This is a genomic window from Kitasatospora sp. NPDC052896 (assembly GCF_044547075.1).
Lineage (GTDB): Bacteria > Actinomycetota > Actinomycetes > Streptomycetales > Streptomycetaceae > Kitasatospora.
Window position 1 is genome coordinate 71004 of sequence record NZ_JBITZU010000006.1, and the last position, 23249, is coordinate 94252.

At 72.1% G+C, this 23249-nt stretch carries 21 protein-coding genes; 12 read left to right on the top strand and 9 right to left on the bottom strand.

All coding sequences use genetic code 11. The features are described 5' to 3' along the window. Positions 1–138 precede the first annotated feature (138 nt). Complete coding sequence (locus tag ACIGXM_RS15075) at positions 139–1023, bottom strand: aldo/keto reductase (protein ID WP_396560813.1); 885 nt, start codon at positions 1021–1023, stop codon at positions 139–141. A 14-nt stretch (positions 1024–1037) separates the two neighbouring features. Continuing rightward, entirely contained in the window at positions 1038–1976 is a 939-nt protein-coding gene (locus ACIGXM_RS15080; RefSeq protein WP_396560815.1) for an NAD-dependent epimerase/dehydratase family protein, read from the bottom strand. Between the two features lie 70 nt (positions 1977–2046). Here ACIGXM_RS15080 and ACIGXM_RS15085 point away from each other — a divergent pair, with 70 nt between their 5' ends. Further along, positions 2047–2949 carry a LysR family transcriptional regulator gene (locus ACIGXM_RS15085; RefSeq protein WP_396560817.1) on the top strand — a complete coding sequence of 301 codons (903 nt, stop codon included), beginning with the start codon at positions 2047–2049 and terminating at the stop codon, positions 2947–2949. Between the two features lie 311 nt (positions 2950–3260). On the opposite strand, the gene ACIGXM_RS15090 is transcribed toward ACIGXM_RS15085, so the two are convergent. Then, positions 3261–4724 (bottom strand): carboxylesterase/lipase family protein, encoded by a 1464-nt coding sequence (locus ACIGXM_RS15090; RefSeq protein ID WP_396560819.1) that lies wholly within the window; start codon positions 4722–4724, stop codon positions 3261–3263. An 855-nt stretch (positions 4725–5579) separates the two neighbouring features. Here ACIGXM_RS15090 and ACIGXM_RS15095 point away from each other — a divergent pair. Next, positions 5580–5990, top strand: a complete 411-nt coding sequence (locus ACIGXM_RS15095; RefSeq protein WP_396560820.1) for a hypothetical protein — start codon at positions 5580–5582, stop codon at positions 5988–5990. 633 nt (positions 5991–6623) lie between these two features. On the opposite strand, the gene ACIGXM_RS15100 is transcribed toward ACIGXM_RS15095, so the two are convergent. Continuing rightward, positions 6624–6971: a hypothetical protein gene (locus ACIGXM_RS15100; protein WP_396560822.1), complete on the bottom strand. Its 348-nt coding sequence runs from the start codon at positions 6969–6971 to the stop codon at positions 6624–6626. 156 nt (positions 6972–7127) lie between these two features. On the opposite strand from ACIGXM_RS15100, the gene ACIGXM_RS15105 reads away from it, so the two are divergent. After that, a complete protein-coding gene (locus ACIGXM_RS15105; protein ID WP_396560824.1) occupies positions 7128–8639 on the top strand; it encodes an FAD-dependent monooxygenase in 1512 nt (503 codons plus the stop codon). Positions 8640–8847: 208 nt separating this feature from the next. Here ACIGXM_RS15105 and ACIGXM_RS15110 read toward each other — a convergent pair whose 3' ends face one another. The 3 genes from ACIGXM_RS15110 to ACIGXM_RS15120 form a co-directional block, all read right to left on the bottom strand. Beyond that, positions 8848–9993, bottom strand: coding sequence for a nitric oxide synthase oxygenase (locus ACIGXM_RS15110; RefSeq protein WP_396560826.1), 1146 nt, complete (start codon positions 9991–9993; stop codon positions 8848–8850). 184 nt (positions 9994–10177) lie between these two features. Continuing rightward, positions 10178–10498, bottom strand: a complete 321-nt coding sequence (locus ACIGXM_RS15115) for a hypothetical protein (protein ID WP_396560828.1) — start codon at positions 10496–10498, stop codon at positions 10178–10180. Positions 10499–10657: 159 nt separating this feature from the next. After that, positions 10658–11101 carry a universal stress protein gene (locus ACIGXM_RS15120; RefSeq protein WP_396560829.1) on the bottom strand — a complete coding sequence of 148 codons (444 nt, stop codon included), beginning with the start codon at positions 11099–11101 and terminating at the stop codon, positions 10658–10660. A gap of 319 nt (positions 11102–11420) precedes the next feature. Here ACIGXM_RS15120 and rox point away from each other — a divergent pair, with 319 nt between their 5' ends. Then, positions 11421–12848 (top strand): rifampin monooxygenase, encoded by a 1428-nt coding sequence (gene rox, locus ACIGXM_RS15125; RefSeq protein ID WP_396560831.1) that lies wholly within the window; start codon positions 11421–11423, stop codon positions 12846–12848. 129 nt (positions 12849–12977) lie between these two features. Continuing rightward, on the top strand, positions 12978–13418 hold the full coding sequence (locus ACIGXM_RS15130; RefSeq protein ID WP_396560833.1) for a DUF1707 domain-containing protein: 441 nt from the start codon (positions 12978–12980) through the stop codon (positions 13416–13418). Positions 13419–13530: 112 nt separating this feature from the next. On the opposite strand, the gene ACIGXM_RS15135 is transcribed toward ACIGXM_RS15130, so the two are convergent. Further along, positions 13531–14184 (bottom strand): hypothetical protein, encoded by a 654-nt coding sequence (locus ACIGXM_RS15135; protein ID WP_396560834.1) that lies wholly within the window; start codon positions 14182–14184, stop codon positions 13531–13533. A 234-nt stretch (positions 14185–14418) separates the two neighbouring features. Beyond that, positions 14419–15438: a UDP-glucose 4-epimerase GalE gene (galE, locus tag ACIGXM_RS15140; RefSeq protein WP_396560836.1), complete on the bottom strand. Its 1020-nt coding sequence runs from the start codon at positions 15436–15438 to the stop codon at positions 14419–14421. A gap of 268 nt (positions 15439–15706) precedes the next feature. Here galE and ACIGXM_RS15145 point away from each other — a divergent pair, with 268 nt between their 5' ends. The 7 genes from ACIGXM_RS15145 to ACIGXM_RS15175 all read left to right on the top strand — a co-directional run bounded on the left by ACIGXM_RS15145 (position 15707) and on the right by ACIGXM_RS15175 (position 23243). After that, positions 15707–17098: an MFS transporter gene (locus ACIGXM_RS15145; protein WP_396561263.1), complete on the top strand. Its 1392-nt coding sequence runs from the start codon at positions 15707–15709 to the stop codon at positions 17096–17098. Positions 17099–17124: 26 nt separating this feature from the next. Next, positions 17125–17706: a MarR family winged helix-turn-helix transcriptional regulator gene (locus tag ACIGXM_RS15150; protein WP_396560838.1), complete on the top strand. Its 582-nt coding sequence runs from the start codon at positions 17125–17127 to the stop codon at positions 17704–17706. 232 nt (positions 17707–17938) lie between these two features. Continuing rightward, entirely contained in the window at positions 17939–18148 is a 210-nt protein-coding gene (locus ACIGXM_RS15155; protein WP_396560840.1) for a ferredoxin, read from the top strand. Then, positions 18138–19511: an NAD(P)/FAD-dependent oxidoreductase gene (locus ACIGXM_RS15160; protein WP_396560842.1), complete on the top strand. Its 1374-nt coding sequence runs from the start codon at positions 18138–18140 to the stop codon at positions 19509–19511. Before ACIGXM_RS15155 ends, ACIGXM_RS15160 begins: the two co-directional genes overlap by 11 nt. Before the next feature lie 31 nt (positions 19512–19542). After that, complete coding sequence (locus tag ACIGXM_RS15165) at positions 19543–20745, top strand: cytochrome P450 (protein ID WP_396560844.1); 1203 nt, start codon at positions 19543–19545, stop codon at positions 20743–20745. A 363-nt stretch (positions 20746–21108) separates the two neighbouring features. After that, positions 21109–21948 (top strand): class I SAM-dependent methyltransferase, encoded by an 840-nt coding sequence (locus ACIGXM_RS15170; RefSeq protein ID WP_396560845.1) that lies wholly within the window; start codon positions 21109–21111, stop codon positions 21946–21948. A 266-nt stretch (positions 21949–22214) separates the two neighbouring features. Further along, the gene (locus tag ACIGXM_RS15175; RefSeq protein ID WP_396560847.1) at positions 22215–23243 is read left to right on the top strand and encodes a CHRD domain-containing protein; all 1029 of its coding nucleotides are present in this window, start codon (positions 22215–22217) and stop codon (positions 23241–23243) included. Positions 23244–23249: the final 6 nt, after the last annotated feature.

Sequence of the window (23249 nt, forward strand, 5' to 3'; positions counted from 1 at the left end):
GAGAACCGGAACAGCGCGAACACCGTGCTCCACCACGGCGATGACGGCTCCCTCACGGGCCCGGGCGAGGACCGGAGCGGCCTGACCGCCTTGTTCTGGTCGGAGATCAACCCCTACGGAACGTTCCGCTGGAGACGGTCACCCGAGTAGACCGTCCTCGAGCTGCGTCAGCTCCTCCGTGCTCAGCTCGAGGTCCGTGGCAGCGGCCGAGTCGGTGATGGAGGCCGGACGGCTGGCTCCCGGTACCGGGATCACTGCCGGGGAGCGGGCGAGCAGCCATGCCAGGGCGACCTGCTGCGGGCTGACGCCGCGGCCGTCCGCAACGCGGTGGAAGGCGGTGCTGACGGAGGTGGGGCCGGAGGGGCCGTCGAGGGAGCTGCGCGAGATGCCGCCCAGCGGGCTCCAGGGCAGAAACGCCAGACCCAGCTCCGCGCTCAGCCGCAGCTCCGCCTCACTGTCGCGGACCGCCGGCGAGTACTGGTTCTGCACGGAGACGAGTCCGTCGCCGAGGATCGCACGTGCTTCGCGGATCTGGTCGGTGGTGACGTTGGAGATGCCGGCGGCGCGGATCGTGCCGGCGTCGAGCAGCTCGCGCAGCGCGCCGACGGATTCCGCCCAGGGCACGGCGGGGTCCGGCTTGTGCAGCTGGTACAGGCCGATCGCGTCGACGGCCAGGCGCTTGGCGGAGGCCTCGGCAGCTTGCTTGAGATGTGCCGGGGTAGCGGTGACGGTCCAGCCGCCGTCGCCGGGGCGGCCGCGGCCGCCCTTGGTGGCGACCAGGATGTCGGAAGTGTCGCCGCCGTAGTGGGCCAGGGCACGGGCGATCAGCAGCTCGTTGTGGCCGACTTCGCCGGCGTGCCAGTGGTAGCTGTCGGCGGTGTCGATGAATGTGACACCCGCGTCGAGGGCGGCGTGGATGGTGGCGACGGCCCGCCTCTCGTCCGGACGGTGCTCGATGGACAGCGGCATGGCGCCCAAGCCGATGGCGCTGACGGTGGTGCCCGCGATGGTGCGGTACCGCATGATGGCTCCTTTCCTCAGACGGTGGGTGACGGTTCGGCGGTGAGGGCTTCGGCGACGGCGCCGGGCAGCCAGTCGGTGGTACGGGAGAAGGAGAAGCCCAGCTCCTCGGCGCGGGCGTTGCTCATGGCGTAGTGGCGGTCGAAGGAGAACGGCGAGGCCTCCTCGCCCGCTCGGACGGTCCGGTGGACGGGCTCCCGGCCGGCCTGCGTGGCGATGATCGCGGTGAGCCCGTGTACGTCGAGCGGGTCGTTGGAACAGGCGTTGAGCGGGCCGGTGAAGTTGGCCGTGGTCGCCCACAGCAGCAGATCCGCCAGCTCCTGGTAGTGGATGAACACTGTGGGCAGCGCCTTCGCGTGCACAGCGATCTCTTCGCCCCGGGTGATGCGCTCGACGTAGTGCGCGAGCCGGCCGGTGAACTCCTGCGGGCCGCCGCCCAGTACATGCGCGCTGCGCACCGAGGCGAATTCGAAGCCGCCGGCGCTGGCGAGGACGGCCTCCGCCTGACGCTTGCCCTCGGCGTAGTGCGCCTCCCGGTACACGTCGTCGTGCCAGGGAAGGTCCATGGCCACCCGCCAGGTGGCTGGATCCACGATCTCCTCCGGCACCGGCGTGCCCGGCGGGACAGCCGGCAGCGCGGCGCTCGCCGGGTCGTAGACCTCGATCGTGGACGTCATGACGTAGCGCCGGGTGCGGTCGGCGAAGGCGAGGGCGGCGACAGCGGCCTGCACCGGGGTGTAGCAGACCTGATCGACAACCACGTCGAAGGTGCGGGAGCCGAGCGCGGTCGCCAGGGCGGCCTCGTCATCGCGGTTGACGACGAGGTGCTCGACACCGGCGGGCGGTTGGGTGGAACCGCGGTTGACCACAGTGACCTGGTGGCCCGCCGTCTGAAGGCGCTTCACCAGGAGCTTTCCAAAGTACCGGCTTCCGCCGATGACGCAGATCCTTTGCATGCTCCGATCCTGGAGGCCTATCGTCATCAGCAGAAGTGCTGACTTACTGGATACGCATCAAGGTGAACTGTTGATCGATGTGCAGCGGCTCCGCATCCTGCGGGCGGTGGCGGAGCACGGCAGCTTCAACCAGGCCGCCGCTGCCCTGCACCTCACCCCCTCGGCCGTTTCCCAGCACGTGGCCGTCCTCGAGCGCAGCCTCGGCGCCCAGGTCGTCGCCCGCAGCACCCGCGGCGTCACGCTCACCCAGGCCGGTCGGATCATGGTCAGCGCCGCCGAGGCCGTCGCCGCCGAGCTCGAACACGCAAGACAACAGGTCGACCAGCTCAGCTCGGGCCGCGTACAGCTCACCGTCGCCACCTTCACCAGTGGCGGCCGGCTCCTGCTGCCCGGCGCCCTCCCCCGGCTCCTAGCGGCCAATCCCCGCACCGTGCTCCACGTCAGGGAGGGCGAGCCCGAGGACACCCTGCCGCTCGTCCGCCAAGGCGCCGTGGACGTCGCGCTCGCCTACCACTTCGACGGCCCGCTGCCGGTCGGGCCGGGCCCCAGCTCCGGCCTGGAGTGGACCCCACTCCTGGAAGACCCCCTGTACGTCGTCCTGCCGGAGAGCCACCGGCTTGCCGGCAGCGACCTGCTCGACCTCGCCGAGCTGGCGGCCGAGCCCTGGGTGCTCGGCTGCCTGAGGACCGAGGCGTACCTGCGCCGCTACGCTGAGCGCGCCGGCTTCGCTCCGGAATTGCGCGGCACGACCACTGACTACTTCTTCGCCCGCTCGCTCGTCGCCGCAGGCATGGGAATCTCCCTGATCCCCTCCATCGCGCTAGCCCCGGAGATCCCTGGCCTTCGCACCGTCCCGATCAGGCCACCGGGACCGATCCGGCACATCGGTGTCGCCGCGATCAGTCGGAGCGACCGGCCCCACGTGACGACGCTCATCCAAGCCCTTCGTGAGCAGGCGGTGCGGCAGCAGTAGGGTCTGTTGCGAGAATGGTGGACCGCCGTGATCGGGCCGACCTCGAGGTCGGGATCGGGCCAGTGCCCAGCGTCGGCTGCGGCCCGGCGCGAGCAGACCGGTCAGCTCCGCGATCGCCTCGGGGGAGGGCCCGCAGCAGCGGCGGGCCTGGCCCCGGGCGCCCTTGGCCTTGACCGGGGCAGTGGGGCCGCCTGCTGGGCCTCGTACGCGGCCTGCTACTCGTCGCGGCTGAGCCGGTCGAGGCGCTTTTGGACGCGGCGGGTGTCGTGGCAGCCGTCGGCGTGGGCGCGGGCGATGGGACGGCGCGGGGGTCAGGCGAAGTGCCGGACGGTCGTCGGGTCGCCGGACGCGTACGGGCGCCACCGGTCCGCGGTCGGTCGGCCGGTGGCCACGAAAGCCGCTGCCGCGCGGCAGAAGGCGTCGCCGAGCGAGCGGACGGCAGCGGTGGTCCCGCCGAGCATGGCGCTGTCGGGGTAGGCGGTGAAGGTGTTGAAGAAGAAGGGGAGTTCGACGCAGTGCGTGGCACCCAGGCGTGCGGGGTCGTCGGCCGGGGCGTAGTCGAACTGGTAGACGTGGGTCGTGTTGCCGGCCCCGGCGTGGTGGTCGGCGATGGCGAGGGTCCCGTCCCGGAAGACGAGCTCGGTTTCGAGTGCGGTCAGGACGTCGCCCGGTGTCGCGCCCGGGAGCCGGGTGGCGGCGCGGTCGAACCGCTCGGCGCCGCCGTCGAGCTGTCCGGCCACGAGGGCGCGGGCCCGGTCGGTGGTGATGGCGCGGATGCGCGGGTCGAACGCGAAGAACGCGGTCATCTCGTTCCTGGTCGTGCCGGTCAGCAGGTGTTTGCCGTCCAGGCGGCCGTCGGCGAGCGCCTGTTGCCATGTCCTGGGGATTCCGGCGGCGCCGAGGACGGGGTACATCGGTGGGGCGACGTTGCCCGGGCGGGAGAGGTCCTGGGAGAGCTGCTGGTAGGCGGCCAGGAGATGGCCGGCCGGGACGGCGCGCAACGCGGTGCGGAGATCCCGGCTGCCACCGAGGCCGAGGAGGCGGAGGTAGGCCAGGGCGTGGTCGGCCGCCTCCTCGGGGGTCTGCGGCGCGAGCCCGAAGGGGCCGCTCTGGGTGATGACGCGGTCGATGTGCGGACCGGTGACCGGGGAGACGGCGAGGTAGAGGGCGGAGAACGCCCCGGCGGACTGGCCGCCGACGGTGACGTGCTCGGGGTCCCCTCCGAAGGCGGTGATGTTGCGCCGTACCCAGGCGAGGACGGCGGCCTGATCCCGTACGCCGAGGTTCTCGACGCCGATTTCCGGCAGGTAGAGGTAACCGAGGGGGCCGACGCGGTAGTTGGCGGTGACGACGACGATCCCGCCGCCGGCGGCGGCCAGGTGGCGGCCGTCGTACCAGTCCCAGCTGCCCGATCCGCTGGTGAACCCGCCGCCGTGGAACCACACCAGGACCGGCAGGGCGCGGGGTGCGCAACCGCCGGCCGGCTGGCGGGGGGTCCACACGTTCAGGGTGAGCGAGCCGTCCTCGTTCCAGTCGGGCGTGCGGGGTCCCATCACCGCTTCGAGCCGGGAGGGGTTCTGCGGGACGGCGGGGCCGGGGCGGCCGGCGTCGCGCAGGCCCGGCCACTTCGGGTGCCGCGCGGGGGCGGCGAAGCGCCGGTCTTCCACTGGCGAAGCCGCGTAGGGGATGCCGCGGAACGCGGCGACGCCGTCCTCGACGGTGCCCTGGACGCTGCCCGACTCGGTGGTCACGACGGGGCGCTCGATCACGTTCATGGGTGTCACCTTCCTTGCCTGGAGGGGGAATGACTCCGGTCTACCGCCGGGCGACGGAAAGGAGCGAGAAATCCACCAGCTCCGTGCGATGTGCGCCAGCAGGTGCGGGGATCCTGCGGAAAGTGGGACACGGGGAGCGGGAACGTGCCGCGGTCCGCGATCAACGCGGCTGTCTCGGTGGTGAGTTCGGTGGTCGGGCGGTGCGGCAGGATGGGACTGGTCGTCGTCATGCCCTTCTGGGGGCGGAGCGACCAGCGAGCTTCGCCCAACGGCGCAGGCGGGCAGCAGTCCTGAACCCTCCGTTTTTCAGGTGGGACGAATTGCGGAAATCCGAGGAGCGGCGGCCTCGCTGTGCGCCCTGCTCACCGCGGGCCACGGCGCCTCACGAGCCTGGCTGCCCTACCTCGGCCTGCGCTGAGCCGGATGAACGGCGCCAACACGTCCGCACCGACCTCGCTCGGAAGCCGCACCGGCAGCCCGCCCGGCCCCGCCGAGCGCCTCGCCCGGCCGAGACCGGCGAGGATCGGATCTGGCGCCTCACCCGCCGCCGGGCGAGGTCGCACACGGGTGGCTGAACGCCGACCGGTCCCGTCGCCCGGGAGGTGGCGCGATGATCGCGCTCACCCCGCTGGTACCCCCTGCTCTGCTCGGCGTGCTCACCCTGCCCGGCCGCCGTGCCGGGGCGCCGGAACCGAGCTGGGCATCAGGTCCGGGGGCGGTGCCGGCTGTTACGAGGTAGTGACAATTCGCCCACAACCTATTCGCATGGCGGGGCGTCCCTACACATGACACCGCCCGAATCGCGCCGACCGTGCCTTCGAGGCGGACAACCACCTCCTCTGAAAGGGTCCACCCGTGATCGTCACCAAGCAGAACTCCCTGCGCCTCGCCGCCGTGGCCACCGTCAGCGTGCTCTCCCTCGGCCTGGCGGGCACGGCCATGGCAGCCACCCCGGCCGCCCACCCCGCGCCCGCCACGCAGCACGCCGCCGTCCACGCCGGCATCACCGCCCACTCGTCGGCGTCTTCCGTCCGGGCATGGCAGCAGTTCCGCGTCACCGGCACGACCACCGGCCTCAAGGCGGGCAGCAAGGTCACCCTGCAGCAGAAGCAGCACGGCAAGTGGGTCGCGCTGCCCGCCTCCGCGCCCACGGCCCGCAACGGCGCCTACTCGCTCGGCGTGAAGCTCGGCCTGAAGGGTGTGAACGAGCTGCGCATGGTCAATGGAAACACCGTCTCCCCCGTGTTCACCGTGACCGTGCGCTGACCGCCTCGCCCGGCACTCGGTCGTCCTCACCGGGGCAGCCCCGGAGCCGTGTCGCACCGGCTCCGGGGCCCGCCTCGTGACCGTCCCGGGGGGACGACCACACGGTCAGGGGGATGAACCGTGCGGCCAGGCGGTCACTCCCCACGTCTCACCACGATCCGTCATCTCAAACGGGTGTGGAGAAGCGGATTCCGGACAGACGAATCGCGTCGACCGAGAGGAGCGAAGGCATGACGACAGATCAGGCTTTCCCGCCGACGGCAGGGCCGGGCGCGGCTCGGCCACCTGCCGACCCGGCGGCCCCGGAGCCTTCCGGGACGCGCAGGGCACCGGTTCCGCCCGACCCGCCGCCGTCCCCTGGCACTCCCACGCCCCCGCCCGAACCGCCCCGACCGAAGCGGCCCGATCCGGTGCCGCCGGAGCCGGGGCCCGTCCCGACTGAACCGCCCGACTGAACGCCCGACTGGGCCGACCTGTCGACGAGGCGCCGGCCCCCTGCGTCAGCGCGTCCTGCTCGGCTGGCCCCGGAGCCCACGGCGATCACCCGCTGCGGAGATCCTGCGGGAGCCACTGTTCCGTACGGACCCGACGACCGCGGCGGTCGTGGCCGTGAACGGGGCCGAGAAGGTGCGATCAGCTCGTCACGATGCCGTGCGGGAGCAGGTCGATGAGTCTGGTGGCCAGGTCGCACTGTTCCTCGCTGGCGGCCATGAGGCTGATCCCGCCGAGGGCCATCAGTACGTCCTGTGCGTTGACTCCTGGCCGTGCCGCCGACTGATCCCGCACGGCGGTGAGCAGGTGGGTGACGGCGTCGGCGAGCAGGGCGCGGGTGTGCAGCTTCTCGCTGTCGTCGGTGAGCACCACGGCCAGCGCGTCGGCCATGCGGTGCTTGGCGGCCATGAAGTCGATGAAGCGTTCCATCCAGGTGCGCAGCGCGTCCACCGGCGGCCGGGTGGCCGTGAGGTGGGTGCCGCCTCGCACAGGCGCTGCCTACGACCCGGCAGCACCGCCGGGCCGGACGTCCGCCGACCCCGTCCGACACCTGCTCGCCGCACGGCTCGCGCACCGGCGACCGCCCTCCACCGACGGCGGCATCTCGCCGCGCACCACCCTCGAACAACGTTGACACTCGAAGGCATGAGCACAACGGACATGTCACCGAGTGCCGCTCCGAGCCGACACGAGGCACCGGACACGGACGTTCTGGTGGTCGGGGCCGGTCCGACCGGCCTCCTGCTTGCGGGTGACCTCGCCAAGTCCGGAGTCGATGTCACGCTGTTGGAGCAACGCGATCACGAATCCGACCTGAGCCGCGCTTTCAGCCTCCACGCGCGGAGCCTGGAGCAGCTCGACGCCCGGGGGCTGGCCGACGAACTGCTTCGCATCGGCACGCCGACCCGGGCGCTGCACCCGTTCGGCCGCCTCAGCATCGACTTCTCCAGGCTCCGAACGCGCTTTCCTTTCATCCTCACCATTCCTCAGTGGCAGGTCGAGCGGGCCCTGCTGCGCCGGACCGAGGAAGCGGGAACCACCATCCTCCGCGGGGTTCGCGCCACCGGGCTACGACAGGACCCGGACGGCGTCGACGTGGACGTGCGCCATCCGGACGGCACCACGGCCACACTCCGGGCCCGTTACGTCGTCGGTGCGGACGGGGCGCGCAGCACGATCCGGCAGAGCCTGGGGATGCCGTTCCCGGGCAAGGCGGCCATCAGCTCCGTGATGTTGGCCGACGTGCTGCTCGACAGCGCCCCTGACGCCGTCTTCAACTTCAGCTCGAACGAAGACGGTTTCACGTTCTTCGCGCCGTTCGGGGACGGCTGGTACCGGATCATCGCCTGGGACCGGCACCGACAGATGCCTGACGATGCGCCGATCGCCCTGGAGGACGTCCGGGACATCACGAAGCGCACGATCGGCAGAGACCTGGGGATGCACGATCCGCGTTGGCTCTCCCGCTTCCACAGCGACGAGCGGCAGGTGCCCCGCTACCGGCAGGGAAGGGTGTTCCTCGCGGGCGACGCCGCACACGTCCACTCGCCCGCCGGTGGCATGGGCATGAACACCGGGCTCCAGGACGCCGCCAACCTGGGCTGGAAACTGGCAGCCGTCCTGCACGGCTGGGCCGGTGACGCACTGCTGGACAGCTACCACGCGGAGCGCCACCCGGTGGGGCGCATGGTCCTGCGCGTCAGCCACGCACTCCTCACGGCCGTCACCAGCGGGTCGTCCCTGGTCCGCGTGCTGCGGGCCGCGCTGGCCACCGCCGTGCACCAGTTGGTGGTGGTGGAGGCGCGCGCGGCACGTGGCATCTCCGGCATCGGGATCGCCTACCGCGCGCCCCGGGGCTCCCATCCGCTCACGGGACGCCGGGTACCGGACCTCCGCCTGGCCGGGGAACCGGCTCGGCTCTACGAGGCGTTGCGGGAGGGCAAGTTCGTGCTGGCGGGCCGCGATGTCGCCGCGGTTGCCGCGCCGTGGGCGGGGCGAGTGGTGACGGCCTCCCCGACGACCAGCCTGCGCCCGACCCTACTGGTCCGGCCCGACGGTCATGCCGCGTGGGCGGCCGAGGACCCCGATCCGGACGAGGTGCGCGAGGCCCTGACGCGATGGTTGGGCGAGGTGGACCGTCAGGGCGTGTCGGACTGAAGTCCCAGCCCCCGGTTGGACCTCTGGATCGGCAGGGGGGCCGGGCCCGCCCACGCGACTGGCGGGTGGAGCGGGTGGAGGGCCCGGTGTGGTTGCCGAACACCCGGGATCGATCAACAGCGGGTCCCACGCGGGGAGGTGGGCAGGGCGCGCCGACGACTGTCAGCCCGCCCGGGCCGGTACCGGGAACGGGCCGAACGGCATCCGCTCACCCCTCGGCGTCGCCGGAGGCCCACGGCACCGGCTGGGGGGAGAAGTTGGGGAGCACCCTGGTGGGCAGGTACCGTCGCTGCCAGACCGGGGTGGTCGATCCGCTGGTGGCCGGCACGATGGCGGACCAGTCGGCCGGGCAGCCGCGTCCACTCCTGTGCTCGCGCTCCTCGTGCCGCACGAACTGCTTGGTGGCGAAGTGGTGGTCGATGATGGAGACTCCGGCCTGGTCGTAGGAGTGCAGTACGGCCGCGGTGAGCTCCAGCAGTGCGCGGTCCCGCCACAGGGTGCGGTCCCGGCCGGTGTCCAGGCCCATCCCTCGGGCGACCGCGGGGAGTTTGTCGTAGCGGTTGGTGTCGGACAGGTTGCGGGCGCCGATCTCGGTGCAGGTGTACCAGGCGCTGAACGGTGCCAGGGGGTAGCGCAGGCCGCCCAGTTCCAGGACCTGGTCGGAGATGGTGGGAAAGGCGTGCCAGCGCAGGCCGAGCCGTTCGAACCACGGGTGGTCGGGGTGGCTGACGCGCACCTCGGGGACGGCGTCCGGTGGCAGGTCGAACCACCTGGGTTCGCGTCCCGGCCACTGGATGACCAGCGGCAGGACGTCGTACTCGGTGCCCTCGCCGCGCCAACCGAGCCGCCGGACGGCCTCGGTGAGGTCCGCCGTCTCGGGGTCGCCCACGAAGGACCCGTCGTGCCGCCGGTAGCCGGCGTAGCGGATGAGCTGGCCGTTCCAGACCCGGGGGCCGGGCCGGTCGGGCCTGCTCGGTGCGAAGACGCTCAGCAGCAGCCGGACCCGGCCGCCGTTCCAGGCGAGTCGGAGGTGGTCCACGAGAGCCTCGAACAGGGCGCTCTCGTCACCGTCGGCCCCGACCTCGCGGCAGTCCCGGACCTCCAGCCCCTTCCAGTAGAACTTGCCGACGCACTGGGGATTGTTCCGCCAGGCGATCCGGGCGCCGTGGAGGAGTTCCTCCGCGCTCTGCCGGTAGGTGCCCGTCGCGGTCAGCTCGTCCGTCATCTCCTTGACCCGCTGCGCCGCGGCGTCGGCCGGGAGGTGCCCCTCGGCCGCGAGTTGGCGCAGCAGGTCCTCGGCCTCGGCGGCCACCGCTCCGGTGAGCGGTGGTGGGCACAGGCGTGAGGTCGTCACCGTGATCCCCCTTGTCAACACGTCAACAGCGAGGACTGGGCAGCCAGTTCACCTGTACGAAACATCTGCCCGGCGTTGACGCTATGCCAGGGGGCTCCCGGGCGGGACCCGGCCGTCGTTCGCCTTGACGGAACCCTTGCGCGCGCTTGACGCTTCCCGAACACCCCGTCCCGTGGCGGACCCGTTACCCGGCGTCCAGTTGGAACGCCCGGAGTACCCGTCCGTCCCGGTCGTACACGGCAACCCTTGACGGTGGCTGCTTCCCGGTGGTGACGAAGTGGTCCCTGATCCTGGCGACCGCGGTGGGCAGCGCCGCGTCGGTGCTCTCCGGGATCGGTCCGGCCGGCTGCCAGTGCATGGTCAGCTCCCAGCGGCGGCCCCTGCCGCTGCTGCGTGGCGCGGTGGGCTCGGCCTCGAGGTTCAGCTCGTCGAGCAGGTCGAGGATGACGTTCATGTCGCTGCCGTCTATGTGCGCGAAGTTCTCTTCCACCAGGATCTCGTCCATGCACGCTCACTACCCCGATGCGCGGGCCGGTCAACCGGGGTGGCGGAGGCGGTCGAAGCCCGCACCGGGTCCGTGGCCCGGCACGGGACCTCCGCGTCCACGCCCCAACGGCGGTCGTGCCGAAGGCCCGTGCGCCGTGTGGCCCGCCGGACGGGTCCGTCAGGTGCTGGTGTCGCGGACGATCACGACGGGACAGTGGGCGTGGTGGACGCAGCGCTGGCTCACGGATCCGAGGAGAGCCCCGGTGAATCCGCCGTGCCCTCGGTTGCCCACGACCAGGAGGGTCGCGCCGCGTGCCGCGTCCAGCAGCGCGGTCGCCGGGTCCCCCTGGATGCTCAGGGAGCTGATCTCGACCGGAGGTTCGGGGCCGACGGCCTTGCTGATGGTCTCGGCCAGCACCTTGCGGGCGTTCTCCTCGTAGTCGAAGGTCTCGACCGTCGGGGCCGGCCAACCGTAGACGCGGGGGTAGTCCCAGGCGATCAGCGCGTCGACCGTGGCTCCGACCAGTGCGGCCTGTCGGACCGCCCACCGCAGCGCTTCCTCGGACGACTCCGAACCGTCCACCCCGACCACGATCCGCGGAACACTCGCCTTGTCGCTCACCGCCGCACCTCACCGAACAGCCGAAGATCCTTGTTCCACCATCCCCGGCATCCCCCGGCACGGCCACCCGGGACGGTGATGGTTGCGGCGTTCGGGACGGTCAGCGGGCGTACCGCCGCACGCGGCGCGACGCCGCTCCGTGAGGAGGGTGTCCGTCCGCACCGGACGACGGCGTGGCAGGCGGACGAAAAGGAAAGGCAAGGAGGTCACTCACTCCTTGCCACTCTCAACTTATAGCGCACCAGGGGGCTTGCGGCAAGGCCCGGGTCGTGCCGCAGAATCATCGGCCGAAGCCAGGACCTGGGGAATTGGGGTTTTCATGATCGACGTGATCGTAGCCGGCGGCGGCCCGACCGGCCTGATGCTGGCCGGCGAGTTGCGGCTGCACGGCGTGCGGGTGCTCGTGTTGGAGAAGGAGCCGGAGCCGACCGGGCAGTCCCGCGCGCTCGGCATGCACGTGCGCAGCATCGAGGTGATGGACCAGCGAGGTCTGCTGGAGCGGTTCCTCGCGCTCGGCAAGCAGGTCGCGGCCGGTGGTTTCTTCGCCGGCATGCTCAAGCGGTGGCCCGACCGGCTGGACACCGCACATTCGTACGTCCTCGCCATCCCGCAGAGCGTCACCGAGCGCCTGCTGACCGAGCATGCCACCGAGCTCGGCACCGAGATCCGGCGCGGCTGCGAACTGGTCGGGCTGAGCCAGGACGAAGACGGGGTGACCGCCGAGCTGGCCGACGGCACCCGGCTGCGCTCGCGCTACCTCGTCGGCTGCGACGGTGGCCGCAGTACGGTGCGCAGGCTGCTCGGCGTCGGCTTCCCCGGCGAGCCCGCCGGGGCGGAGACGCTGCTGGGGGAGGTGGAGGTGGCCGTGCCGCCGGAGACGCTGGCCGCCGTGGTGGGCGAAGTCCGCAAGACCCATCTGCGGTTCGGCGCCATCCCCATGGGGGACGGGGTGTACCGCGTGATCGTGCCGGCCGAAGGGGTGGCCGAGGACCGTGCGACCGCGCCGACCCTCGAGGAGCTCAAGCAGCGGCTGCGGGTGTTCGCCGGCACCGACTTCGGCGCGCACTCACCGCGCTGGCTCTCCCGCTTCGGCGACGCCACCCGGCTGGCCGAGCGCTACCGGACCGGCCGGGTGCTGCTGGCCGGTGACGCGGCGCACATCCACCCGCCGACCGGCGGGCAGGGGCTCAACCTCGGCGTCCAGGACGCGTTCAACCTCGGATGGAAACTGGCCGCCGAGGTCAACGGCTGGGCGCCGGAGGGGCTGCTGGACAGCTACCACACGGAACGGCACCCGGTGGCGGCAGCCGTGCTGGACAACACCCGCGCGCAGACCGAGCTGCTGTCCCACGAGCCGGGTGCCCGGGCGGTGCGCCGGCTGGTGTCGGAACTGATGGACTTCGAGGAGGTGAACCGGTACCTGATCGAGAAGATCACGGCGATCGGGGTCCGCTACGACTTCGGCGAGGGGCATGAACTGCTCGGCCGGCGGATGCGGGACGTGGGGCTGAAGCGGGGGCGCCTCTACGAGCTGACGCACGGCGGCCGCGGACTGCTGCTCGACCAGACCGGCCGGCTTTCGGTGGAGGGTTGGGCGGATCGGGTCGATCACGTCGTCGACGTCAGCGAGGAACTGGACGTGCCCGCGGTGTTGCTGCGACCGGACGGCCACGTGGCCTGGGTCGGCGAGGACCAGCAGGATCTGCTCGGCCGGCTGCCGAAGTGGTTCGGCGCTGCCGTCGGCTGAGCGCGCCTTCGGCCGTGCCGGCGCCGGCCACCTCGCCCGCGCGCCGGGCGCGGTGCGGATCTCCGTGCCAGCTGTGCGTTCCGGGAACTCCGCCCGTAGGCTGGGGCGCGAAACGTGGAGGGGGAATCCGTGCAGGTGCTTCCGGATGTCCGTGTCGGCGCGGCCGAGCGGGACAACGCGGTGGAGGCGTTGAGTGTCCACATGGTGGCGGGTCGGCTCTCCATGGGGGAGTTCGAGGATCGAGTGGATCTGGCGCACGCCGCTGTGGCGCGTGCCGACTTGCAGGCGCTGTTCGAGGATTTGCCGGCGCCCGGTCCGGAATTCGAGCGTAAGACGGTGCCCGCACCAGAGGCGGAGGCCGCCCTGGTCGGCCAGGGAGCAGCTGGCTCCGCTGCCCCGAGGGGGCCGAAGGAGCGCGCAGCCCGGGCCGCCTACGCGCTTTTCCCCGCGTCCGGGGCGATCTCACTGGGACTCACGGCCCTGACCCACTCGGGGGCCTGGCTCCTCCTGTTGCCGCCGATCGCTTACGGTGCGCGACGATTCACCAGGAAATGGCGTCCGCAGGACTGACCCGCGGGGACTGACCCGCGGGGACGGACGCCGGCACGCCCGCGGTCCGGCCGACGCCGCCGAGGTGCGCCCGCGGGCGGCCCACTCGAACATGATCTACGAGACCGGGTGCTCAGTCGGCCCGCTGCCGGGGCCGTCCCGGCACCCACAGCGGTGCGGGGCCGGCGAGCGGCATGTGCCGGGTCGCGTGTTCCTCGAGCCGGTCGCCCGCCTGCCCCGGATCCCCGTCACTGAGCTCCACCAGGGCGGTGGCGGCCAGTCGGGCGCAGGCCAGCAGCAGTGCCAGGGTGTCCTGGCGGCGGTGTCGCTCGCGGATGTACGCCTCGCACTTTTCATCGATGCGCCGGTCGTGGTCACGCTCGCCTCGTGCGTTGAGGGCCTGGACGCCGTGCCAGACCAGGGTGAGGGCGGTGGGTTCGGCCGGGTGCGCCGCATCCGTCCGGCGAGCCTGTTCGTGGACCTCGGCCGAGTGCAGGCCCAGCCATTCCAGTACGGCCGGTCCCTCCCCGTCGTGGACCTGCAGGAGCAGCTGCGCGGCCCGATGGACGAGCGACCGGAGGACCGGCCCGGCCGGCACCCGCAGGCCCGGCGCCGGCGGGTCACCGAACGCCAGCCACGCGTGGGCGAACGAGCCCGCGCGGATCCGCCATGCCGGGATCCCCGCGGCCCCTTCCAGCCACTCCTGCACACCCAGCCGGACCAGGCCCGCGGCGGCGAGCTCCACCGCGTCCTCGTCCAGTGCGAGCAGCCGTCCACTCCTCAGCACATCGACCCCCCAGCAGCGACTCATGACCGTGTGCGGACATCTCACCACATCGGGACGTAGACGAACCAGGCGGGCCTGTGAGGTCGGCGCCTCGCGGGACGCGACCGCGGCGTGATCACGGGATCCGGCCTCCGCCGACCGGGATGCCGTCGGTGCCGGTCACCATCGCGGCCCGAGTCCGGCCGGCGTGAGACACGGGTCCGGCCGCGTCCGCAACCTCACGGATCAGAACGGCTAGGCGTCCGGGAAGCCGTCCGGGTTCTGCGACTGCCACCGCCAGGTGTCCGCGCACATGTCGTGGATGGTGCGGGCGGCCACCCAGCCCAGCTCGGTCTCGGCGCGGGCCGGGTCCGCGTAGGAGTCCGCGATGTCGCCGGGACGCCTCGGTGCGTCGACGGTCCGGATCTCCCGACCGCTGGCCTCGGCGAAGGCCGCCACCAGTTCGCGGACCGAGGTCGGCGTCCCGGTGCCCAGGTTCCAGGTCGAGACCGGCTCCGCCGTCTCGCCGAGCTTGTCCAGGGCGGCGACGTGGCCGGCGGCCAGGTCCTCGACGTGCAGGTAGTCGCGTCGTGCGGTGCCGTCGGGGGTGGGGTAGTCCTGGCCGTAGAGGCGCAGGTGGTCCCGTCGCCCGACGGCGACCTGGGCGAGCAGCGGCATCAGGTTGTTGGGCACGCCCTGCGGGTCCTCGCCGATCATGCCGGACTGGTGGGCGCCGACCGGGTTGAAGTAGCGCAGCAGTGCGATCCGCATCTCCGGGTCGGCCGCGGCGACGTCGCGCAGGATCTGCTCTTGCATCACCTTGGTCCAGCCGTAGGGGTTGTTCGCCGAGGTGGGGAAGGACTCCCGCATCGGCACCGGCGCGTGCTCGCCGTAGACGGTGGCGGAGGAGGAGAACACCAGCTTCCTGACGCCGTGCGCGCGCATCGCGGTCAGCAGGGAGAGGGTCGAGCCGAGGTTGTTCGAGTAGTACTCCACGGGCATCGCGACGGACTCCCCGACCGCCTTCAGTCCGGCGAAGTGGACGACCGCGTCGAACGTCTCCTGGGCGAAGAGGCGGTCGGTCGCCTCCCGGTCGGTGAGGTCGATGGCGTGGTGCTTGATCGCCGCGTCGGACAGCGTCTCCAGGCGGTCGATGACCGAGGGCTTGCTCCGGCTGAAGTTGTCCGCGATCACGACTTCGTGGCCCGCGGCGATGAGCTGGAGCGTGGTGTGGGACCCGATGTAGCCGCTGCCGCCGGTGATCAAGATTCGCATGCCGGCACCCTACCGGCCGCTCCGCGTTCGTGGCGATCGTCGACCGGTCGCTGCCGTTTGCTCCGGAACACGGCCGGCTGTTCGAGCACGGCCGGATCGCGGCTCGGCCTCGGCCGGGCGAGCGGGGGAGTGAACCACCGGCGGTGGACGTGGCATCGACCTTTAGTTGTGTGCCTATAATAGTTGTATGCCAATAACTAGATCGTCCGCGGCTCCCTCTCCGGCGGCCCAGGACTCCGCCCAGCCCCCGCCCGGCCGCCGCGGGCGGATGCTCGTGCTGGCGACCTGCTGCCTGAGCCTGTTCATCGTCGGCGTGGACAACACGATCGTGAACGTCGCGCTCCCCTCCATCCAGCGCGACCTGCACGCCTCCGTCTCCGGGCTGCAGTGGATCATCACCGCCTACACGGTGGTGCTGGCCAGCCTGTTGATGCTCGCCGGGTCGACCGGCGACCGGATCGGGCGGCGCCGCACCTTCCGGGCCGGGCTGGTCCTGTTCATGCTCGGATCGCTGCTCTGCTCGGTCGCCCCGAACCTGGGCCTGCTGGTCGCGGCCCGCGCGCTCCAGGCGGTCGGCGGCTCCATGCTCAACCCGGTCGCGATGTCGATCATCACCAACACCTTCCGCGAGCCCCGGGAGCGGGCGCGCGCGATCGGTCTGTGGGGCGCGGTGGCGGGAGTCAGCATGGCGCTCGGGCCGCTGCTCGGCGGCGCGCTGGTCGGGTCGGTCGGCTGGCGCGCGATCTTCTGGATCAACATCCCGGTGGGTCTGGCCGCGCTCGTACTGTGCGCTCTGTTCGTCCCCGAGTCCCGCGCCGAACGACCGCGACCGGCCGACCCGGTGGGGCAGCTCCTGATCACCGTGCTGCTCGCCGGCCTGACCTACGGCCTCATCGAAGCGCCCTCCGCCGGCTGGGCCTCCGTCCAGACCACGGGCTGCTGCGCGGCGGCCGCGCTCGCGCTGGCCTGCCTCGTGCGGTACGAGCTGCGCCGCGCCCAGCCGCTGATCGACCCGCGCCTGTTCCTCAGCGCGCCGTTCGCCGGGGCGACGGTCATCGCGATCTGCGGGTTCGCCTCGCTCGGCGGCTTCCTCTTCCTCAACACGCTCTACCTGCAGGACGTCCGCGGCTACTCCCCGTTCCACGCGGGCCTGCTGACGCTGCCGATGGCCGGGCTGACCATGGTGTTCTCACCGCTGGCCGGTCGGCTGGTGGCGGCTCGGGGGACTCGCGTGCCGCTGCTCGCGGCCGGGAGCGCCATGGCCGCGGGCACCCTGGCCATGACCGACCTCACCGCGCACACCGCCACCTGGCACCTCGTCGTCGCATACGCGTTGTTCGGTTCCGGTTTCGGCATGCTGAACGCGCCGATCACCAACACCGCCGTCTCCGGCATGCCGCGTGCGCGGGCAGGGGTCGCCGCCGCCGTCGCCACCACCAGCCGCCAGACCGGCCAGGCCCTCGGGGTCGCGGTGATCGGGTCACTGGTCACCTCCGCCGTGCACGTGCCGCTGCACACCGGATTCGCGCAGGCCAGCCACGTAGGCTGGTGGGTCGGGACGGGGTGCGGCGTCGCGGTCCTGGCGATCGGTATCCTCACCACCGGCCGCTGGGCCGGGCAGACCGCCGCACGCGCGGCGCAGCGGCTCGTTCCTGGCTGAACCAGGAGGGTGGACAGCAGCAGCAGATGAACGACAGCACGAACGGCATCGGACACGAGGCCACGGGCGGCACCGGCGAAGGTGCCGCGACGGGGTCGACCGGCCGCGCCCCGGCCATGGCCGCCCCGGCCGGCCGCAGCACGACGAGAGCCGCCGCGTCCGCTCCGGCGGACCCGGAGGCGGCGGCCCGCGTCTGGGCTGCCATGTCCTTCCTCGTCCTGAAGCAGGAGAACCGGCGCACCGAGGTCGAGGAGGCGCTCGGCATGAGCTTCTTCCGCGTCAAGGCGCTGCGCCGGCTGCTGACCGGCCCACTGACCATGCGTGAGCTGACTGCCCGTCTGTCCACCGACAAGCCCTACACCACCCTGGTCGTGGACGAGTTGGAGCGGCGCGGCTTCGTGGAGCGCAACGTCCATCCGGACGACCGCCGCTCCAAGATCGTCACCCTTACCGCGGCCGGCACGGCCGCCGCCGAACAGGCCGAACACATCCTGTCCCGCCCGCCGCACACCCTGCTCGCGCTCGGCTCCGAGGACCTGGCCGCCCTGGACCGCATCATGGCCGAACTCCGGTCGCCCGCCGCGCAGGGTCCCCCCGAGCAGGGATGAAACCGCCGGGCGTGGGTGACACGGGTCTGTGACCACCACGGAGACCTGCCACGCCCCCGCCGCGCCGACCTGCACGCCAGGAGCGGATCGAACAGGCGGCGGTCGCCGTCGACCGCGACCTCGCCCCGGGCTGACGGCGGACCCGGCAGTGCCCCGAGCGGTCGCCGTGCGAGCGTCCGACCCTCGTCCCATGCTGGGGGGAGGGGGCGCGGCGACAGAGGGAGTGGTGGGGATGCGAACCGTTGTGGACCTCACGCGCTGCCAGGGCTACGCACAGTGCGTGTTCCTCGCACCGAAGATGTTCCAGCTGCACGGCGAGGAGGGGTTGCTGTACGCCCCGGCCGTCCCCGACGACCAGGTCGATCGGGTGCGCCAGGCCGCGGCGGCGTGCCCGGTCCAGGCCATCCTCCTCGGTGAGGAGGTGAGCGCCGATGACCGGTGACCTTCGGGACGGCCGCATCGTCATCATCGGCGCGTCACTGGCCGGGTTGAGGGCCGCGGAGGCACTGCGCGACGAGGGCTTCACCGGCTCACTGACCGTGGTCGGCGACGAGCCCCATCCGCCCTACGACCGCCCTCCGCTGTCCAAGCAGGTGCTGCTGGGCCAGGCTGCGGCGGACACCACCGGGTTGCCGATGCGCCGGGATCCGGATGCCGAGTGGCGGCTGGGCGTACGTGCCACCGGCCTGGACGGCCTCGGGAGGCGGGTGCTGCTGGCCGACGGCGATTCGCTGCCGTACGACCGGTTGCTGATCGCCACCGGGACCCGGGCCCGCCCCTGGCACAACCCGGTGGAGGCCGCCCTGGACGGGGTGTTCACCCTGCGCACCCGTGAGGACGCCGGCGGCTTGGCCGAGCGGCTGGCCGCCGGGCCACGGCGGGTGCTGGTGATCGGCGGTGGCTTCACCGGCTCGGAGATCGCCTCGGCCTGCCGGGAGCGCGGACTGGACGTCACCGTTGCCGAACGCGGTCCCGCACCCCTGGTCGGCGCGCTCGGCGGCACCCTGGCGAAACTCGCCGCCGTCATGCAGCGCAACCACGGCGTGGACCTGCGCACCGGCGTGACGGTCACCGCGCTGCGCGGGGACGGCGGCGGCCGCTTCACCGGTGCGGAGCTCTCCGACGGCAGCCGGGTCGAGGCGGACGTGTGCGTCGTGGCGTTGGGCGCGGTGCGCAACGTCGAGTGGCTGGCCGACTCCGGGCTGGCGGCGGGTCCGCGCGGAATCGCCTGTGACGCCGGGTGCCGCGCCTTCAACATGTACGGAATCGTCACCGACGACATCTTCGTGGCCGGTGATGTCTCCCGCTTCCCCCACCCGCTGTTCGGGTACCAGATGCTCTCCCTGGAGCACTGGGGAAACGCGGTCGAGCAGGCTGGGGTCGCGGCCCACAACATGGTCAGCCCGGGGCCGCTGCGACGCCCGCACCTCGCCATCCCGACGTTCTGGTCGACCCAGTTCGGGCTCAACATCAAGTCGGTGGGCGTGCCCACCCTCTCCGACCACGTGGTCATCGCCCAGGGCTCCCTGGAGGCGCGCCGGTTGGCGATGGTCTACGGCTTCCAGGGGCGGGTCACCGCCGCGGTCACCGTCGACATGGCCAAGTCGCTCGACTACTACCGGCACCTGATCGAGACGGCCGCTCCGTTCCCACCCCCGCCCGGCGCGGCGGACCGCGCGATCGCGGCGGAGGTCCCGGTTCCGTCCGACGTGCCGGACCCGAAGGGGCTGTCCCACGGCCCCACCGTGGCGCTCACCGGGTACCTGCCCGACCGCCGACTGACCGTGGTGCAGCCCACGGCCTGACCCACGTCCCGTCCGACGACGAGGAGCCACCATGGACTCCGAGACCTTGCTGGCACGGATCACCGACTACGCGAACCGTCCCAACCCCTATCCGCTGTACGCGGAACTCCGCGAGGCCGGTCCCGTGGTACGGCAGGCGGACGGCAGCTACCTGGTCGGCACCTACCACGAGATCGCCGCGCTGCTCCACGATCCGCGGATGAGCGCCGATCCCCGCACCCGTACCCGTGGTGCGACGGCGTTCAAGCCGCCGTTCCTGCGACTCGACGACCCGGAGCATCACCGGCTGCGTGCCTTGACCATGCGGCCGTTCGGCCCCCCGCACAGCCCGGGCCGGGTCGATGCCATGCGCGGCGAGATCGACCAGCTCACCGGGGAACTGACGGAGTCCCTCCAGGCGGGCCGCCAGATCGACATCGTCGACGACTTCGCCTACCCGTTGCCCGTCACGGTGATCTGCCGTCTGCTCGGCGTGCCGCGTGAGGACGAGCCGCTCTTCCGGGCCTGGTCCGACACCGTGGTCACCGCCGCCGACGTCAGGCCCGAGGAGGATGCCACCGGGGATGCCACCGAGCGGGGCGCGGCGGGCGACCAGGCGCGGCGGGAGATGGGCCAGTACCTGGTGGACCTCGCCGAGAAGCGCCGTGGCGGTCCGAGCGACGACATGCTCTCCGCCTTCGTCAACGAGCCGGACCCGGCCCTGCGGCTGACCCGGGAGGAACTCGCGGAGACCGCCGTGCTGTTGCTCATCGCGGGACACGAGACCACGGTGAACCTGATCACCAACGGGGTGCTCACCCTGCTGCGCCAGCCCGAGCAGCTGGAGCGGTTGCGGAGCGAACCGGGCCTGCTGCCGCGGGCGGTGGAGGAACTGCTGCGCTACGAACCCCCGGTCCACATGCGCGAGCGCATCCCCCTCGCCGACTTCGACATCGCCGGCACCACGGTCTCCCAGGGCACGTCGGTCATACTGGCGCTGGCCTCCGGCAACCGCGACCCCAGGCGGTTCCACGAGCCCGACCGGTTCGATCCCACCCGTCCGGACAACGAGCACTTCGGTTTCGGCAGCGGTGTCCACCTGTGCTACGGCGCCCCACTCGCCCGCATCGAAGCAGAGACCGCGCTCGGCGCGCTGATCCCGCACCTCGGCACGGCACGCCTGGTCCAGGACCCGCCCCCCTACCGCCAGAACGCCATGCTCCGCGGACCCCGCCACCTGCTCGTTCAACTGTGAGCCTGCCGGGGTGCCGGGTGTGGGCGCCGACGTGGGCGGGCGAAGCCGGAAAGGTCCCGTCGGTGACGGAGTGGATGTCGGAGCCACCGATCAGCACGGGGGCTTCCGGCACTCCGGCCGGACTTCGCCGTTCCCGCTGTCAACGGCCTGGGAGCGGGGATTCTAACGGGGTGGGCGTGGATGTGCGACGGCTCTGCCGCCATGCCCCACCAACGGATGAACGTCGGGCGTCCTGCCAGCGGTAGGCCCGGGCGTGTGGCACCCTCACCCGCCATGGGCCTTGTGCTGGCGCCGGAAGGCGCCGATGCCTGGGCGTGCGGTCCGCCGAGCGGCGGCGCGTTCTTCATCACGGAGGTGGCGCAGATGACGCGGTGTCCCGGGGCGGAGCAGCACCCGATCCCGCCCGCGGTCCAGGAGGCGTACGGTCCGGCCGATCTCAGTTCGATGTCCCTGTTCGGCGGAGGGTTCATCAACTTCGGCTACTGGCAGGGCATCGAACTGGACCAGCCGCTGACCGAACACGACCGGATCAGCAGTCAGCAGGCGATGTACCGGCACGTGCTCGGCACCTTGGCGCCCACCGGGGGACTGCGGGCCCTGGAGGTCGGCTGCGGGCTGGGGGTCGGCGCCGCGGTGGCGCTCGACGAGTACGGCTTCGCGGGTGTCACCGGCATGGACATCCATCCACAGCAGCTCGAGCGGGCCGGGCAGGTCAACGCGGCCCTGCTGGCCCGCCGCCCCGAGCAGCTGCGCTTCGTGGCCGGCGCGGCGGAGGACATGCCGTTCGGCGACGGCGAGTTCGACTGTCTGTACAGTGTCGAAGCCGCTCAGCACTTCCGCGACCTCGGCGCGTTCGCGCGGGAGACCGCACGCGTGCTGCGGCCCGGTGGCCGCGCCGTCGTCGCCAGCTTCTTCGTCCCCGGTGCCGATCCGGCCGGAATCGGGCGGCTGGCCGAACTGCTCGACACGTTCGCCACCGGCCTGGACGTCGCACACACCATCCCCTCGCTGGTCAGCGGTCTCGAACAGGCCGGCCTGGCCGAGGTGCGTGCCACCTCGATCGGGGCGTCGGTGTGGCCTGGCTGGGACCGCTGGTTGGCGGGGATCTGGGAGCCGGGCAGCTGGCCCCGCAACTTCCTGCGGGCCTTCCGTGAGGGCATCCTCGACTACTTCACGGTCACCGCGGAACGCCCCGCGGCATGACGGGCCCGGGCGGAGGAACGCCCTTGGCGCACTCGTCCGGGGTGAGCCGCCGAGCAGACCGGTGAGTTGCTTCGAACCGGTCGCCGAAGTCGTCGCCGGGGTGCTGGCCGCCTCTGAGTCGGCGATCGCCGAACCGTGCTGGGGGTGCTGGCACCCCGGCGGGTTCGGCATGCACGCACCCTCGTGGCGACCGGGGTGTCTTCGGGAGTCTGGTGGAGCCGGGGCGAACCCGGGCCACCAGCTCCACGAAGAGGACCCGAAGAGCCATGTCCACGTTGTTGAACCGCAGGCTGATGCGGACCGCCGTCACCATGACCGTGATCGGACTGGGGCTGGCCGCCTGCCAGTCGAACACCACGACCGGCCACGGGTCGGGCCCGTCCGCCCGCGCCGGCGCGAGCGGGGCGGCGGTGGGCGGCGGCATGACGCAGCCCGGTGCACTCCGGGGCATGCCGGCCGGATCGGTGACCCTGAGGGAGGACTCGCAGGGGATGCTGCAGGCCGAGATCGACGTCTACGGTCTCACCCCCGGCTCGGCGCACGTCGCGGCCATCGAGGCCCCGGGCGGCAACGTCCTCGCTCCGGCCGTCCGCTTCGGCACGTTCACCGCGGACGCCACCGGACGGGCCCACACCACGCTGAGCGCCCAGCAGTCCGGCACCCTGCCGGCCGGCAGCCGGTTCGGCATCCACCTGGGCACCTTCGGCGGGGACGCCAACCGCGATCCGGTCGCGATGGAGCTGATCGGACAGTCCGACGAGCTGCCCACCCGGATCGAGGGCAGCAGGACGCTGGCCTTCCACCCGGTCTCGGTCGACGCCAACGGCAACGACCAGGGCACGCTGTCCGGCACCGAGAGGACCGTCTACGACCCGGCCGCCCACACCCTCACCGTCACGGTCACCGCGCACGGACTGACCCCGGGCGCCCACGCCGCCCACATCCACCTCGGCAGCTGCCAGTCCCAGGGGGGCGTCAAGTACATGCTCGCCGACTTCCAGGCCGACTCCCACGGTGACATCACCAACGAGACCCGGGCGGTGACCGGAGTGACCTCGGCCCCGCCGTCCAGCGGCTGGTACCTCAACCTGCACCAGGGCGACATGAACGGCATCCTGAGCAACGGTGCCCCCGCACCGGCCTTCCGTCCGCTGCTCTGCGCCGACCTCGGCCCGATCCCGACCGGGACGGGAGTCTCCGGGACGGCGGCGCCGTCGACGTCCTCGATGGCCGCGATGACCCCCGAGGGCGGCACGAGCACCGCGCCGCGCGCCACGGCGACCGCCGGACGGTAGCGCGGG